The organism is Cellulomonas sp. zg-ZUI22, assembly GCF_017353535.1.
Classification (GTDB): domain Bacteria; phylum Actinomycetota; class Actinomycetes; order Actinomycetales; family Cellulomonadaceae; genus Cellulomonas; species Cellulomonas wangleii.
The window spans coordinates 123180-137406 of record NZ_JAFMUZ010000004.1 but is presented as its reverse complement, the minus strand read 5'-3'; the positions used below and the strand labels follow the sequence as shown (position 1 = coordinate 137406).

Annotated in this window: 17 protein-coding genes; 11 read left to right on the top strand and 6 right to left on the bottom strand. The window is 75.6% G+C overall.

Features of this window, described 5'->3' with window-relative positions:
- Positions 1-35: 35 nt before the first annotated feature.
- Together J1G43_RS13440 and J1G43_RS13435 are read right to left on the bottom strand one after the other, a co-directional pair.
- A complete protein-coding gene (locus J1G43_RS13440; RefSeq protein ID WP_207370848.1) occupies positions 36-1136 on the bottom strand; it encodes an ATP-binding protein in 1101 nt (366 codons plus the stop codon).
- Positions 1133-1888 (bottom strand): response regulator transcription factor, encoded by a 756-nt coding sequence (locus tag J1G43_RS13435; protein ID WP_207340721.1) that lies wholly within the window; start codon positions 1886-1888, stop codon positions 1133-1135. Before J1G43_RS13435 ends, J1G43_RS13440 begins: the two co-directional genes overlap by 4 nt.
- A 259-nt stretch (positions 1889-2147) precedes the next feature.
- Between J1G43_RS13435 and J1G43_RS13430 the strand changes: the two genes are divergently transcribed.
- The 3 genes from J1G43_RS13430 (at position 2148) to J1G43_RS19650 (ending at position 5635) form a co-directional block, all read left to right on the top strand.
- The gene (locus J1G43_RS13430; RefSeq protein ID WP_207340720.1) at positions 2148-3467 is read left to right on the top strand and encodes a hemolysin family protein; all 1320 of its coding nucleotides are present in this window, start codon (positions 2148-2150) and stop codon (positions 3465-3467) included.
- On the top strand, positions 3467-4510 hold the full coding sequence (locus tag J1G43_RS13425) for a hemolysin family protein (protein ID WP_207340719.1): 1044 nt from the start codon (positions 3467-3469) through the stop codon (positions 4508-4510). Before J1G43_RS13430 ends, J1G43_RS13425 begins: the two co-directional genes overlap by 1 nt.
- 324 nt (positions 4511-4834) lie before the next feature.
- The gene (locus J1G43_RS19650) at positions 4835-5635 is read left to right on the top strand and encodes a M15 family metallopeptidase (protein WP_207340718.1); all 801 of its coding nucleotides are present in this window, start codon (positions 4835-4837) and stop codon (positions 5633-5635) included.
- Positions 5636-5726: 91 nt separating this feature from the next.
- Here J1G43_RS19650 and J1G43_RS13415 read toward each other — a convergent pair whose 3' ends face one another.
- Together J1G43_RS13415 and J1G43_RS13410 are read right to left on the bottom strand one after the other, a co-directional pair.
- Entirely contained in the window at positions 5727-6635 is a 909-nt protein-coding gene (locus J1G43_RS13415; RefSeq protein ID WP_207370847.1) for an aldose 1-epimerase family protein, read from the bottom strand.
- Positions 6632-6868, bottom strand: coding sequence for a hypothetical protein (locus tag J1G43_RS13410; protein ID WP_207340716.1), 237 nt, complete (start codon positions 6866-6868; stop codon positions 6632-6634). The genes J1G43_RS13415 and J1G43_RS13410 overlap by 4 nt, the downstream gene beginning before the upstream one ends.
- Positions 6869-7070: 202 nt before the next feature.
- On the opposite strand from J1G43_RS13410, the gene J1G43_RS13405 reads away from it, so the two are divergent.
- From J1G43_RS13405 to J1G43_RS13375, 7 genes are all read left to right on the top strand, one after another.
- A complete protein-coding gene (locus J1G43_RS13405) occupies positions 7071-8309 on the top strand; it encodes a CpaF family protein (RefSeq protein ID WP_372434893.1) in 1239 nt (412 codons plus the stop codon).
- 3 nt (positions 8310-8312) lie between these two features.
- Positions 8313-9173 carry a type II secretion system F family protein gene (locus tag J1G43_RS13400; RefSeq protein ID WP_207378625.1) on the top strand — a complete coding sequence of 287 codons (861 nt, stop codon included), beginning with the start codon at positions 8313-8315 and terminating at the stop codon, positions 9171-9173.
- Positions 9170-10099: a type II secretion system F family protein gene (locus J1G43_RS13395; RefSeq protein WP_207340714.1), complete on the top strand. Its 930-nt coding sequence runs from the start codon at positions 9170-9172 to the stop codon at positions 10097-10099. Before J1G43_RS13400 ends, J1G43_RS13395 begins: the two co-directional genes overlap by 4 nt.
- Before the next feature lie 63 nt (positions 10100-10162).
- Positions 10163-10375 carry a hypothetical protein gene (locus J1G43_RS13390; protein ID WP_207340828.1) on the top strand — a complete coding sequence of 71 codons (213 nt, stop codon included), beginning with the start codon at positions 10163-10165 and terminating at the stop codon, positions 10373-10375.
- A complete protein-coding gene (locus J1G43_RS13385; RefSeq protein WP_307859599.1) occupies positions 10363-10770 on the top strand; it encodes a TadE/TadG family type IV pilus assembly protein in 408 nt (135 codons plus the stop codon). Before J1G43_RS13390 ends, J1G43_RS13385 begins: the two co-directional genes overlap by 13 nt.
- Positions 10767-11249, top strand: coding sequence for a pilus assembly protein (locus J1G43_RS13380; protein WP_207340713.1), 483 nt, complete (start codon positions 10767-10769; stop codon positions 11247-11249). The genes J1G43_RS13385 and J1G43_RS13380 overlap by 4 nt, the downstream gene beginning before the upstream one ends.
- Positions 11246-11731: a pilus assembly protein TadG-related protein gene (locus tag J1G43_RS13375; RefSeq protein WP_242635736.1), complete on the top strand. Its 486-nt coding sequence runs from the start codon at positions 11246-11248 to the stop codon at positions 11729-11731. The genes J1G43_RS13380 and J1G43_RS13375 overlap by 4 nt, the downstream gene beginning before the upstream one ends.
- Before the next feature lie 67 nt (positions 11732-11798).
- Here the strand turns inward: J1G43_RS13375 and J1G43_RS13370 are convergent, their stop codons facing one another.
- Positions 11799-12863: a LacI family DNA-binding transcriptional regulator gene (locus J1G43_RS13370; protein WP_207378624.1), complete on the bottom strand. Its 1065-nt coding sequence runs from the start codon at positions 12861-12863 to the stop codon at positions 11799-11801.
- 65 nt (positions 12864-12928) lie between these two features.
- The gene (locus J1G43_RS13365) at positions 12929-13171 is read right to left on the bottom strand and encodes a hypothetical protein (protein ID WP_207340711.1); all 243 of its coding nucleotides are present in this window, start codon (positions 13169-13171) and stop codon (positions 12929-12931) included.
- 150 nt (positions 13172-13321) lie between these two features.
- Between J1G43_RS13365 and J1G43_RS13360 the strand changes: the two genes are divergently transcribed.
- The gene (locus tag J1G43_RS13360) at positions 13322-14206 is read left to right on the top strand and encodes a universal stress protein (RefSeq protein ID WP_207340710.1); all 885 of its coding nucleotides are present in this window, start codon (positions 13322-13324) and stop codon (positions 14204-14206) included.
- Positions 14207-14227 lie beyond the last annotated feature (21 nt).

The window sequence follows — 14227 nt, the reverse complement described above, 5'->3', positions numbered from 1 at the left end:
CTCAAAGGCAGGTCCGGGGCGTGCCGGGCCGCGCCTCACGGGTGCCGGGCGGTGCGGGCGGGCGTGGCCGGCAGGCGCACGCGCATGGTGCAGCCCGAGTCGGAGTCGGCGACCTCCACGGTGCCCCCGTGCAGCTCCACGGCCCAGCGGACGATCGCCAGGCCGAGCCCCGTGCCGCCCGTCGACCCCTGTCCCGTCAGCGCGGGGGTGTTCCCCCGCACGAACCGCTCGAAGACGTGCGCGCGCTGCTCCCGGGCGATGCCCGGTCCCCGGTCGATCACGTCGATCTGCACGTCGCGCCCCGCACGACGGGCGACCACGCGGACCTCCTCGTCCGCGGGCGAGTGCCGGGCCGCGTTCTGCAGGAGGTTGGCGATCACCTGGTGCAGCCGCTCCGGGTCGGCGGGGACGGTCAGACCGTCCGGCACGACGTCCACGACGAACCGCAGCCGCTTCTCGGCACCGACCAGCGACGCCTCGTCGGCCGCCTCGTGCAGCAGCTGGTCCAGGTCGACGTCCTCGATCCGCAGCGACATGGCACCCGCCTCGACCCGCGACAGGTCGAGCAGGGAGGACACCAGCCGGGACAGCCGCTCGGTCTGCGCCAGCGCGACGGCCAGGGTCGCGGGGTCCGGCTCGCTGACCCCGTCGACCATGTTCTCGAGCTGTGCCTGCAGCGCCGTGACGGGTGTGCGCAGCTCGTGCGAGACGTTGGCGACCAGCTCGCGCCGGAAGGTGTCCAGGTGCTCCAGGTCGTCGGCCATCGTGTTGAACGCCTCGGCGAGCTGCCCGACCTCGTCGCGGCTCGTGGAGCGCACCCGGCGGCTGTAGTCGCCGGCCGCCATCGCCCGCGCCGCCTCGGTCATCTCCCGCAGCGGGGACGTCATGCCGCGGGCCAGCAGCTGCGTCACGACGAGCGACAGGGCGATCGCCAGCGGCAGCGTGCGGCTCGGGCCGAGCGCCTGGCCGTAGCCCACCCAGATGACGAAGGCGGCGAGCGTGACGGTCGCGGCGACCAGCACGCCCAGCTTCATCTTGATGGTGCGCAGCGGGTCGAGCGGCCGGACGTCCGGCAGCCGCCAGCGGTCGGCGTCCCCCCGCGCGTGGCGGGCGGGCGGCGGCGGGGGAACCGTCACGACCCGCCCTCGGCGGGGTCGTCCGCCGCCGCGTCCGCGGGCTCGTAGGCGTACCCCACGCCGTGGACCGTGCGGATCAGGTCCGGCCCGAGCTTGCGGCGCAGCGCCTTGATGTGGGAGTCGACGGTCCGGGTCCCGCTGGCGTCCACCCAGTCCCACACGTCCGCGAGCAGCCGCTCGCGGGTCAGCACGGTGCGCGGCGAGGACGCGAGCGTCAGCAGCAGGTCGAACTCGGTCGGGGTCAGGTGCACCTCGGTCCCGGCGCGCTGCACCCGGCGCTGCGCGCTGTCGATCGTGACGTCACCGACCACGAGCGGGGGCTCCGGCTGCTGGACGGTGGCCATCTCGGCGGCCCGCGCCGCACGCTCGGTGCGGCGCAGCAGCACCTTGGTCCGCGCGACCAGCTCGCGCATCGAGAACGGCTTGGTCATGTAGTCGTCGGCGCCCACACCCAGGCCGACCAGCATGTCCGTCTCGTCGTCGCGGGCCGTGAGCATGAGGACGGGGACGGGCCGCTCGGCCTGGATCTGCCGGCACACCTCGAGGCCGTCGATCCCCGGCAGCATGACGTCGAGGACGACGACGTCGGGCTGCAGCCGGGCGGCGGTCGCGACGCCCGCGTGGCCGTCGCCCACCGCCTCGACGTTCCAGCCCTCGGCGGTGAAGCGGTGCACGATCGCCTGGGCGATCGCGGGCTCGTCCTCCACCACGAGGACGGTGGTGACACCCGGTCGCGCGACGCTGGTGGCCATGGGGCCAGCGTGGCACACGCAGCCGGGAGCGGTCATGGCGAGCCCGCGCGCGTCCGCGCATCGTCCGTAGGATGTCGCTCACCATGAGCAGCTCAAGTCGCTGCCGGCATCGCGTCCCGCCCCGCGTCCGTCCCGCCCCCGCCGCGTGCGCGGGAGCCGGCCGCGGACGGCGTCCCGCTGGACGCGAGCACGCCGGCCCGCCCCTCTCCACGTCCTGCGAGCCCGCGGGTGCCCGCGGGCACCGCGCGCCGGTGCTCCCGTGCTGACCGACTGGCTGCTCGTCGGCCTCGGTGTGCTGCTGACCGCGGGGACGGCGGTGTTCGTCGCCGCCGAGTTCGCGCTCGTCACCCTCGACCCCGGTCTCGTCGAGCGGCAGACCGCCCCCGACGACACGCGCGGCGGCTCCGTCGTGCGGGCGCTGCGCCGGCTCTCGACGCAGCTGTCCGGGGCCCAGGTCGGCATCACGGTCACGACCGTGCTGCTCGGCTACACCACGCAGCCCGCGGTCGTGCGCCTGCTCGGCCTGCCGCTGGAGGGCGCGGGGGTCGGGGGTGCCGTGGCGGGCGCGCTCGCGGCCGTGCTCGCGCTGGTCCTCGTCAACGGGTTCTCCATGCTCTTCGGCGAGCTCGTGCCCAAGAACTTCGCCATCGCCCGCCCGCTGGGCACCGCACGCGTCGTGGCGCCGCTGCAGCTGGGCTTCACCGCCGCGCTGCGCCCGGTGATCGCCCTGACCAACGGGACCGCCAACGCCCTGCTGCGGCGCGTGGGCGTCGAGCCGCGCGAGGAGCTGTCGGGCGCGCGGTCGCCCGCCGAGCTCGCCTCGCTCGTGCGCCGGTCCGCCGCCCAGGGCACGTTGGACCAGGCCACCGCGACGCTGCTGACCAACTCGATCGACTTCTCGACCCTCACCGCCGTCGACGTCATGACGGACCGCACGCGCCTGCACGTGGTGCGGCGCGACGACTCCGCCGCCGACGTGATGGCGCTGGCCCGGCAGACCGGCCACTCGCGCTTCCCCGTCATCGGGGACTCCGTGGACGACGTGCTGGGCCTGGTGCACCTGCGCAAGGCGATGGCGGTGCCCCACGAGCGGCGCCCGGAGGTGCCTGCCGCCGCCCTCATGGTCGACGCGCCGCGCGTCCCCGAGACGGTGGGCCTGGGTCCGCTGCTGGTCGACCTGCGAGCGCAGGGACTGCAGATGGCGGTCGTCGTGGACGAGTACGGCGGTACCGCCGGTGCCGTGACCCTCGAGGACGTCGTCGAGGAGCTGGTCGGCGAGGTGGCCGACGAGCACGACCGCGCGCGCGGCACGCGGGCGCGGCAGGCGGACGGCTCGTGGGTCCTGCCGGGCGTGGTGCGCCCCGACGAGCTGCACGAGGCGACGGCGCTGCGCGTGCCGGACGACGGCCCGTGGGAGACCGTCGCCGGTCTGCTCATGGCGCGGCTCGGGCGCGTGCCTGCGGAGGGCGACGAGATCGTGGAGGGGAACGTGCGGCTGCGGGTCGAGCGCATGGCAGGGCGCCGCGTCGAGCGGGTGCGGATCAGCGAGGTCCCGGCCGACGAGGCGGGTGACGACTGATGGACGCGACGCTCGCGCTCGTCCTGGCCGTGGTCCTCCTCGCGGCGAACGCGTTCTTCGTCGGTGCGGAGTTCGCCCTGATGTCCGCGCGCCGCTCGTCGGTCGAGCCGCTGGCCGAGGCCGGTGACCGGCGCGCCGTCACCGTGCTGTGGGCCATGGAGCACGTCTCGCTCATGCTCGCGGCCGCGCAGCTGGGCATCACCGTGTGCTCGACGAGCCTGGGCCTCGTCGCCGAGCCGGCGATCGCCCACCTCATCGAGGACCCGCTGCACGCCCTGGGGGTGCCCGCCGCCCTCACGCACCCCATCGCGTTCGTCCTGGCGCTGCTGGTGGTCGTCTACCTGCACGTGGTGCTGGGCGAGATGGTGCCCAAGAACCTGGCCGTCGCCGGGCCGGACCGCGCCGTGCTGCTGTTCGGCCCGCCGCTGGTGTGGGTGGCCCGCGTGATGCGTCCGGTGATCGTCGCGCTCAACTGGCTCGCGAACCACGTGCTGCGGGTGTTCCGCGTCGAGCCGCAGGACGAGGTGGCCTCCGCGTTCACCGCGGAGGAGGTGCAGTCCATCGTCGAGCGCTCGCAGGCGGAGGGTCTGCTGGCCGACGAGCAGGGACTGCTCTCGGGGGCCATCGAGTTCTCGGACCGCACCGCCGCGGAGGTGATGGTGCCGGTCGACGAGCTGGTGACCGTGGACGCGGGCAGCACGCCCGACGACATCGAGCACCTGGTCGCCCGCACCGGCTTCAGCCGGTTCGTCGTCGTGGACGCGGACGGGCGGCCCACCGGGTACCTGCACATCAAGGACGTCCTGTACGCCGACGAGGCGACACGCACGCAGCCCGTGCCGGCCTGGCGCGTGCGCACCCTCGCGGTGGTCGCGCCGGGCGACGAGGTGGAGACGGCGCTGGAGGCGATGCAGCGCTCGGGCTCGCACCTCGCCCGCGTGGACGACGCGGGGCGCACGACCGGTGTCGTCTTCCTCGAGGACATCCTCGAGGAGCTCGTCGGCGAGGTCCGCGACGCGATGCAGCGGGGCCAGCTGCGCTGAGGTCGGGCGCACGGCCGGGCGGCCCCCGACCGGGGTGCAGGACGCACCGGCGCCGGGGTGATCCGGCCCGCTGACGACACCTGCGGCGGTGGAGGATCCGTGAAGACGCGGCGTGTCGCCCGGTGTGTCGTGCACGTGTCCAGATTGCGACCGTCCTGTGACGTATCAGGCCCTTGGAGCGGCGCGCGCAGCCCGTTATGGTTTCGTAACCGCATCGGGGGAGCCGATGACCAGCGGGACGAAGTGAGCGGAGGTGTCGTGGGATCCCACCGAGCGGAGCCGACGACACGCGCGCGCCGTCGCAGTGCGCGACCGGACGCCGACGTGACAGCCGTCCCTGTGGCGGCGCAGCCCGTCGGGCGCGGCATCGTGGCGACCGACGACGGTGACGCCCCCGCGCGTCGGCGCTCGACGACGGTCCTGGGGCGCGCCGGTGTGCTGTGCGCGCTGGTCGGGGTCACCGTGGTCGTGCCGGTCACGCAGGGCGTGGCGGACGGCGAGATCGTCATGGGTGTCGCCACCACGGCCGCCGCGGACGCGAACCTCCCGTCGACGGTCGCGGCCCTGACCGCCCTCCCGCTGACGGACCTGCCCCCCACCCCGCTGATGTCGACCGACTCCAGCTCGCGGCTGCGGGCCCTGGCCGACGTCTCGCGGGACGCCGAGCGCTCCGCGCTGCCCGGCTGCGACGGGTCGGTGCGCGCTGCGGGCGAGAACGGCCTGCTGGCGACCAAGGACCTGTGCACGCTGTGGGACGGGCGCACGCAGATGCGCGCCGACGCGGCCGTCGCGCTCGCCGAGCTCAACGAGGCCCACGTCGCGCGGTTCGGGACGGACCTGTGCCTGTCGTCCGGGTACCGGACGCTCGCGCAGCAGAAGGCCGTCAAGGCGCAGAAGGGCGGCCTGGCCGCCACCCCCGGCAAGAGCAACCACGGCTGGGGCCTCGCGATGGACTTCTGCTCGATCCAGACGTCGGGCGCCCGCTGGACGTGGATGAACGACAACGGACCCACGTTCGGCTGGGAGCAGCCCAACTGGGCCGTCCGCGGGGGCTCCGGCCCGTACGAGCCGTGGCACTGGGAGTACACCAAGGGCGTCAAGGCCGACGGCGAGTACTACGGCTGACGTCGCGGTCGGCCGGTCCGCGTCGGTGACGCGCGGCGGCACCTGACGCACGCCGGCGGGCCCGCCGCAGCGGACCCGCCGACGGGACGGCTCAGCGCAGCGACATGCCCCACCGGACCTCGTGGGTCGCGCCGGGCGCGAGCTCCACGAGCAGGTCGCCGGTGCGGAACGCGTCCGCGATGCACGTCATCGGCTCGACCGCGACGCCGCGGCGCTCGATGCCGGGGATGCCGTCGCCCGTGCAGACCTGCCACGCGGGCAGCGTGGCGTCGGCCCAGACCGCGACGGTGCGGCCGTCGGCCCCGGTGAGGGTGGCCCACGTCAGGCCGTCGGCGTCGGGGGTCACCTCGAGCCACGCGTCGTCCAGCGTGACGCCGGCCAGCGGCCGGCCCGCGCGCAGGTCCATGTCGCCCGCGACGGCCTGCGTCCCGGTGGGCAGCAGGCGCTCGTCGACCGTCACCGACCGGGCCGCGTCGAGCTGCAGCGTGCACTCGTCGACCGTGCCGGGGCCGGGGGACAGCCACGGGTGGAACCCGACGCCGTACGGCGCGACGTCGGTGCCCTGGTTGGTCGCGGCGAGCGCCACCGTGAGGCCGTCGTCGCCCAGCGTGTAGGTCACGTCCAGGCGCAGCGGCCAGGGGTAGCCCGGGATCGGCACCAGGTCGTGGCGCAGCGTCACCGAGTCCTCGGTGGCGATCACGGTGGCGAACCGCTCGTACGCGAGCAGGCCGTGCAGCGACGTCAGGCGCTCGTGCTCGGTCAGCGGCACCTCGTAGGTGACGTCGCGGAACCGGTATGTGCCGTCGCGCAGCCGGTTGGGCCACGGCGCCAGCACGGCACCGGAGAACGCGGGGGCGATCGAGTCGACCGCGAACGGCAGGACGACGTCCCGGTCACCGACGCGGTACTCGCGCAGGCTCGCGGCGACGGACGTGACGACGGCGACCTGGTCACCGTGCTGCAGCACGTGCTGGTCACCCGTGGGTGGGGGAGTGTTCACGGAACCCAACCTACGTGTGAACGTGCGCCCCGCACGGGGACCGCACGGGCGTGCCGCGACGTCGCGGCCGTGGTGGTGTCCTGCACCCACACGAACGTCTCCATGGTGACGACCGTCGCACCCGCCCCCTCCACCGAGGGGTTCCAGCGGATCGTGCCGGCGCGCTCCATCACCTCCTGGACCTCCGCCGAGGTGAAGACGCTGAACGCGGGGCTCACCGTGCTGGTGGTCATGGTGCGCCAGTACTCCTTGTCTCCTCCGCCCGGTGCGGCGGGACGAGATCAGGGCACAACGGGACCAGCGGCCCCGGCGAGTCGCGGGCCCTCCCGCGTCGTCCTGTGGACGAACCGCCCCGCGGTGGCGCGCCATGCCCTACCGTCGCTGCCGGATACGGACGAACGGGACATCTGCGGCGCGGGACGCGGGACGGTGAGGGTGGTGACGGTGGTGGCGGACGGCGTGACGATCCTCGAGGGGGAGGTCCGTGAGCTCGTCCGGCGTCGCGGGCTCGACCCGGTGCGGGACCGGGCCGGGGTCGTGGCGCTGGTCCACGCCGCCATGGCCGACTACGACGAGCGCTCGCTGCTCGGGGCCGTGCCGCCGCTGGGTGACGCCGCCGCCGCGCACAAGCTGGTGGTCGACGCCGTGGCCGGGCTGGGACCGCTGCAGCGCTACCTGGACGACGAGGAGGTCGAGGAGATTTGGATCAACTCGCCGTCGCAGGTCTTCGTGGCCCGGCGCGGTGAGCCCGAGCTGACCACGACGATCCTGACGGAGGCCCAGGTCCGGGACCTCGTGGAGAGGATGCTGAAGGTCTCCGGGCGGCGGCTGGACCTGTCCAGCCCGTTCGTCGACGCCTCCCTGCCCGGCGGTGAACGGCTGCACGCCGTCATCCCCGACGTCACGCGACGGTACTGGTCGGTGAACATCCGCAAGTACGTCGTGCGGGCCACGAGCATGGAGGACATGGTCGCCCTGGGGTCGGTCACCCCGCAGGCGGCCGCGTTCCTGCGGGCCGCGGTCCAGGTCGGCCTCAACGTGCTGGTCTCCGGCCAGACGCAGGCCGGCAAGACGACGATGCTCAACGCCCTGGCCGGGGCCGTTCCGCCGCGCGAGCGGGTGGTGAGCTGCGAGGAGGTCTTCGAGCTGCGCCCGGCCGTGCGTGACTGGGTGGCGATGCAGACGCGGCAGCCCAACCTGGAGGGCACCGGCGAGATCACCCTGCGCCGCCTCGTCAAGGAGGCGCTGCGGATGCGCCCCGACAGGCTGCTGGTGGGGGAGGTCCGGGAGGCGGAGGCGCTCGACCTGCTCATCGCCCTCAACAGCGGCATCCCCGCGATGTGCACGATCCACGCCAGCTCGGCACGGGAGGCGCTCAGCAAGCTGTGCACGCTGCCGCTGCTGGCCGGAGGCAACATCTCGGACCGGTTCGTGGTGCCGACCGTCGCGTCCTCCGTGGACCTCGTCGTTCACCTGGAGCTGGACGCCCGTGGGCGGCGGCGCACCCGTGAGGTCGTCGCGGTGCCCGGTCGCGTGGAGGCGGGTGTCGTGGAGACGGCCGACCTGTTTACCACGCGCGCCGGTGTGCTCGTGCGTGGGGACGGGTTCCCGCCGCACGTCGAGCGCTTCGCCCGGGCCGGCCTCGACGTCGCCGCGATGCTGCGGCAGGGCTGAGCCGTGGGCGTCGTCGTGGGGCTGCTGCTGGGGGCGGGGCTCGCGTGCGTCTGGTGGTCCTGGTGGCCGCTCGCGCGTGGCCACGGGCAGCGGCCTGACGGCTGGACCGTGCGGACGCGCGACACGCTGACGCAGGCCGGTGTCAGCGCCGTGACGCCGGGTGCGCTGATCGGTGTCAGCGTGCTCGCGAGCCTGCTGGTCGCGGCACTGGCGTTCCTCGTCGTGCCGGTCCCGGTGGTCGCCCTGTGCGCGGGCGCGTTCGCGGCCGCCGCGCCCTCGGCGCTCGTGCGCGGCCGGGCCCGCCGCCGGCTCGCCGCCGCACGCGGCCTGTGGCCCGACGTGGTCGACCACCTCGCGTCGGGCGTGCGTGCAGGGCTGTCCCTGCCGGAGGCGGTCGCCCAGCTGGGTGACCGGGGACCGGCCGAGCTGCGCCCGCCGTTCCGCGCGTTCGCGGAGGACTACCGCGCGACCGGGCGGTTCGTCGACAGCCTCGACGTGCTCAAGGACCGGCTCGCCGACCCCGTCGCGGACCGGATCATCGAGGCGCTGCGTCTCACCCGGGACGTCGGTGGCACCGACCTGGGGCGGCTGCTGCGCACGTTGTCGACCTTCCTGCGTGAGGACCTGCGCACCCGTGGGGAGATCGAGGCGCGCCAGAGCTGGACCGTGTACGCCGCCCGCCTGGCCGTCGCCGCGCCGTGGGTCGTGCTCGCGATGCTGGCGACGCGTCCCGAGGCGATCCGCGCCTACGACTCGACCGCCGGTGCGGTCGTCCTCGTCACCGGCGCGGTCTGCACGGTCGTGGCGTACCGGGTCATGCTGCGGGTCGCCCGCCTGCCGGACGACCCTCGGGTGCTGCGATGAGCCCCCGTGTGCTGGGTGCGCTCGCCGGCCTGCTGCTGGGCAGCGGGCTGGTGCTCGTCGCGCTGCGGCTCGGCGCCCGGCGGATCACGCTCGACCAGCGGGTCGGGCCCTACCTGCGCACGCGCGGCACGTCGAGCCTGCTGCGCGCCGAGGCGGCGCGTGGTCCGTGGGCCACGGTCGACCGACTCGTGGCGCCCTTCCTGGCGGACGGGGTGCGCCTCGTCGCCCGGCTGGGGTCGCCGGCCGCCGACGTGCGGCGGCGGCTGGCGCGCGCCGGTCGTCACGAGACGGTCGAGCAGCTGCGCGCGCAGCAGGTCGTCTCGGGCGTCGTCGGGCTCGCGGTCGGGCTGCTCGCCGCCGTGGTGCTCGCCGCCACCCGGGGTGCTGCCGTGGTGCCCCTGGTCGCGCTGGTCGCCGTCTGCGGGCTCCTCGGCGCGCTGGTGCCCGACTGGCTGGTGGGGCGGCAGGTCGCCCGCCGGGAGGCGCGGCTCCTCGCGCAGATGCCCACCGTCACCGAGCTGCTCGCGCTGGCCGTGAGCGCGGGGGAGGGAGCGACCGGTGCGCTCGAGCGCGTCGTGCGCCAGACCCACGGCGAGCTGGCCGACGAGCTCGCCCGCACCCTGGCCGACGCGCGGGCCGGTACGCCGCTGACCGGCGCCCTCCAGGCGCTCGCGGACCGGACCGGGCTCCCCGCGCTGGCGCGGTTCGCCGAAGGCGTCGCTGTCGCGGTCGAGCGCGGTTCACCCCTGGCCGACGTGCTGCGGGCGCAGGCCCAGGACGTCCGCGAGGAGGGCCGGCGAGCCCTGATGCAGACCGGCGGGCGCAAGGAGGTGCTCATGATGGTCCCGGTGGTGTTCCTCATCCTCCCGGTGACCGTCCTGTTCGCCGTCTTCCCCAGCGCGGTGGTCCTGCGGGTGGGGTTGTGACCCCGGCCGCGACGAGCAGCGCGACGCCGCCCGGCGTCCGCGCGGTGACGACGGAGGTCGAGCATGGCGACGAGGTTCTGGTCCCGGACGTGGAGCGCGGCGGTGCACCGGGCGTCGGCGGGTGGTCACCCGGAGCGGGGCGACGTGCCGGGCTGGGTGCTGGTCACCCTCATGACGGCCGGTCTGGTGTCGGTGCTGTGGCTGGCCGCGGGCGACGCGCTGCAGCGGCTGTTCCTCGACGCGATCGAGGGCGTCTCGCCCGGATCGGGCACCTGAGGTCCGCCCCGGAACTGCGCGGCGCCGGTGACCGGGGCTCCGCGATCGTCGACTTCACGCTGGTCGGGGGCCTGGTCGTGGTGCTGTTCGCCTCCGTGCTGCAGCTCGCGCTCGTCCAGCACGTGCGCAACACCTGCGTGGACGCGGCGGCGGAGGGTGCCCGCTACGCGGCCCAGGTGGGCCGGACCCCCGCGGAGGGCGCAGCCCGCACCACCGAGCTGCTGCGGGCGTCGCTCGCGGAGCGGTACGCGCAGGACGTGACCGCGCGACGCGTCGACGCCGCCGGGCTCGAGCTCGTCGAGGTGAGCGTCCGGGTGCCGCTGCCCGTGGTCGGTCTGCTCGGCCCGGGGGGCGTCATGCGGCTCGACGGGCACGCACCCGTGGAGTGGCCGTGACCGCCGTCGCCCGGCTCCGGCGGCGGCACCGCGCCCGGACGGCCGGACGGGACGCCGATGCGGGCAGCGCGCTCGTGGAGTTCCTCGGCATCTCGCTCGTGCTGCTGGTGCCGATCGTCTACCTCGTGCTCGTCCTCGGCCGCATCCAGGCCGCGACGTTCGCGACGGAGGGAGCCGCGCGGGAGGCGGCGCGCGTGTACGTCGTGGCGGACGACGCCCGGCAGGGCGCTGCCCGTGCGGTGACCGCCGTGGGGGTGGCGCTCGCGGACCAGGGCTTCGACGACGACCCCGCAGCGGCGCTGACCGTCCGGTGCTCGAGCGACCCGTGCCTCACGCCGGGTGCGGAGGTCGCGGCGACCGTGCAGGTCCGCGTGCCGCTGCCGTTCGTCCCGACGTTCGTGCGCGACGTGGTCCCGCTCGAGGTCCCGGTCACGGCCGAGCGGGTGGCGCCGGTCGACGCCTACCGGGCGGCGCGATGAGGCCGGGGGCGCCGAGCTCCTGGCGCCGCGCGCGGACGGGCGCCGGCGGTGGTGACGACAGCGGGCAGGTCATGGTCCTGTCGCTGGGATTCGCCGTCCTCGCGATCCTGCTGGTGCTGGTCGTCGCCGCGGCCACCGGGGTGCACCTGGACCGCAAGCGGCTGCTCGCGGTGGCGGACCTGGCGGCGCTCTCGGCCGCCGACCAGGTCGGCGCGCGCTACTTCGCCGAACCGGGCGACGCGGGCGGGGTGCCGTTGACCGACGCCGCGGTACGGGCCGCGGTCGAGCAGTACGTGCGCGACCACCCGGACCCCGCCGCACGGTGGGACGCCGTCCGCGTGCTCGAGGCGTCCACGCCCGACGGGCGGACCGCCGTCGTGCGCCTGGGCGCGGTTACGCGCCCGGTGCTGGTGACGTGGGTGCTGGCGCCGTGGACCGACGGCATCGCGCTCGAGGCCGAGGGCGCGGCACGCGCCTCGTGACGCCGGGTGGGCGGACCGGGCGGTCGTGCGGGCGGCCCGTGCCGGGCGGCCGTGCCGGGCGGGTGGGTCAGGCCGGGGCCGGACCGGTGCTGCCGCGCACGACCAGCTCGACGGGCACCACCACCGTGGTCGGCGCGGGCTCGGGGCCGTCGCCGCGGGCGTGCGCCAGGGCGTCGATGAGCGCCTGCGCCGCCAGCCGGCCCTTCGCGTCGAAGTCCTGCCGCAGGGTCGTCAGCGCCGGCCGGACGGTCTGGGCGAGGAACGAGTCGTCGAACCCCACGACGGACAGGTCGCGCGGGACCGTCAGTCCCGCCTGCTGCGCGGCGCGCACCAGCGTGGCGCCCATGAGGTCGGAGAAGCAGACGACACCCGTGGGGCGCTGCGGGTCGGCGAGCAGCAGCTCGACGCCGGCGGCGGTGTCCGTGGCCCGGTTGTCCGGCACCTCGAGGACCCGACCGGTCAGCCCTGCGTCCGCCAGCGCCGCCAGGGCGCCCGCCGTCCGCTTGCGCGCCACCTGGGTCGGGTTGTCCGCGGACAGGTCGGCGCGCCACGCGGGGGCGGTGAGGCCCGAGTTCATCGTCAGCACCGCGATGTCACGGTGCCCCATGCCCACCAGGTGCTCGACCGCCGCCCGGCCGCCGCCGACGTCGTCCAGCACGATGCCCGTGCTCCCCGCCAGCGGCTCCTGGTCCACGAACACCAGGGGCAGCCGGCGCCGGGCCAGCCAGCCGACGGCCTCGGTGTCACCGGCGCACGCGTAGACCACCGCGGCGTCGATCGGCAGGTCGCGCGCGTGCAGGTGGCCACCGACGCCCGCCGCGGGGATGAGCGAGACGGACAGGCCGGTCGGCGCGAGCTCCTCGGCCAGCGCCCCGAAGAACGCGGCCGCCGCAGGGTCCCGGAACGCCTCGCCCAGGGAGTCGGTCATCACCGCGCCCACCGCGCCGGTGGACCGCCGCGCCAGCGCCCGCGCGGTCGGGTCCGGGCCGGCGTACCCGAGCTCGGCCGCCGCGGCGAGGATCCGCGCGCGCAGCGTGGCCGAGAGCTGGTCGGGGCGGGAGAACGCGTTGGACACGGTCATGCGGCTGACGCCGACCACGTCGGCGACGGTCTGCAGCGTCACGCGGCCCATGTCGTCCCCGCCCTCGGTCCCCGCGTCACGGGGACCAGCGTAGGCCGCGGCGCCCGGGCGGGCCGTCATGCCACGGGCCGGCCGAGCCGCTCGGGGGCCGGGGTCAGCGCATCGGCCAGCCGGTGCAGCAGGCTCGCCGCCGCGAGCCGGGCGCGCGCCGTGCGCGACGGGCGCGTGCGCCGGCGTCGCGCACGACGCTCGGCGCGCAGGTCCCCGGGGCGCAGGGGGACCAGGGGGGCGTCCGCGTGGGCGCTGGTCGCGCGGATCTGGGTCGCGCGGACGCCGAAGCCGGTGCCGAAGAGGCTCATGTCGTGCTCCCATCGCTTCTGTACCGATCAAGTTGGCGAGTTCGACGCTACGCCGCCTCACTTGACCGGTCAAGAGGATGCGCGTGGCGCATCGCGCGGTTGTCCCGGGCGCGCGGCGGCGGGACGATCGAGACGTCGAGGAGGACACCCATGACCGAGCACGTGGTGGCGGGGTACGACGGCTCACCCGAGGCGGTGGCCGCGGTCCGGTGGGCGGCAGGCTCTGCCCAGCGTCTGGGGCTGCCCCTGCAGGTGGTGCACGTGTGGGGCCTGGCCGGCCAGCTGGACACCCCGCCGACGCGCGCCGCGTCCGCGTACGTGCGCGACGGTGCGCGCGAGGTCGCGGAGGAGGGCGCCCAGGTCGCGCGCGAGGCCGTGCCGGGCATCGAGGTGGAGGCGGTGCTCGACGACGGGCCACCCGCCCGTGCCCTGGTCGACCGTGCCGTCGACGCGCCCCTGATCGTCCTGGGCCGGCAGGGGTCGGCGCGGCTGTCCGGCGTGCTCATGGGGTCCGTCGCCCTGGCGACGCTGCAGCACGCGCCCTGCCCGGTCGTGATCGTGCCCCGCACCAGCCCCGAGGAGGCGCCCACCGACCTCGTCGTCGTCGGTGTCGACGGGTCACGGCAGGCGCTGGGTGCCGTGGAGGCGGCCGGCCGGTACGCGGCGCGCACGGGCGCCCGCCTGCGGGTCGTCGCGTGCTGGCAGGGGCCGCTGCACGGCCGCTCCCTGGCCGACTGGGTCCGGGACCACCCCGACGTCTCGCCCGACGACGTGGCCCGGCGCGCGGCCGAGGACTCGCTCGAGCGCGCGCGGACCCTGCTGCGCGACCGGTACCCGGACGTGCAGGTCGAGACCCTGGTCGAGGAGGGTCCCGCAGCGCGCGTGCTCGCGCGCCACGCCGAGAAGGCGGACCTGCTGGTGGTCGGCACGCGCGGCCGCAGCGGGCTGGCGGGCCTCGTGCTCGGCTCCGTGAGCCAGTGGCTCGTGGCGCGGGCGGCGTGCCCGGTGCTGGTCTCGCGCACGGTGACGCAGTGACGGCCGACGGACCGGCCCCCC

What these genes read in the sequence shown, in the direction of transcription:
- J1G43_RS13390 (WP_207340828.1), top strand. Translation starts at nt 10,163, where the DNA reads ATGGCGACGAGGTTCTGGTCCCGGACGTGGAGCGCGGCGGTGCACCGG.
- J1G43_RS13395 (WP_207340714.1), top strand. Translation starts at nt 9,170, where the DNA reads ATGAGCCCCCGTGTGCTGGGTGCGCTCGCCGGCCTGCTGCTGGGCAGC.
- J1G43_RS13410 (WP_207340716.1), bottom strand. Translation starts at nt 6,868, where the DNA reads ATGACCACCAGCACGGTGAGCCCCGCGTTCAGCGTCTTCACCTCGGCG.
- J1G43_RS13360 (WP_207340710.1), top strand. Translation starts at nt 13,322, where the DNA reads ATGACCGAGCACGTGGTGGCGGGGTACGACGGCTCACCCGAGGCGGTG.
- J1G43_RS13365 (WP_207340711.1), bottom strand. Translation starts at nt 13,171, where the DNA reads ATGAGCCTCTTCGGCACCGGCTTCGGCGTCCGCGCGACCCAGATCCGC.
- J1G43_RS13435 (WP_207340721.1), bottom strand. Translation starts at nt 1,888, where the DNA reads ATGGCCACCAGCGTCGCGCGACCGGGTGTCACCACCGTCCTCGTGGTG.
- J1G43_RS13375 (WP_242635736.1), top strand. Translation starts at nt 11,246, where the DNA reads ATGAGGCCGGGGGCGCCGAGCTCCTGGCGCCGCGCGCGGACGGGCGCC.
- J1G43_RS13370 (WP_207378624.1), bottom strand. Translation starts at nt 12,863, where the DNA reads ATGGGCCGCGTGACGCTGCAGACCGTCGCCGACGTGGTCGGCGTCAGC.
- J1G43_RS13425 (WP_207340719.1), top strand. Translation starts at nt 3,467, where the DNA reads ATGGACGCGACGCTCGCGCTCGTCCTGGCCGTGGTCCTCCTCGCGGCG.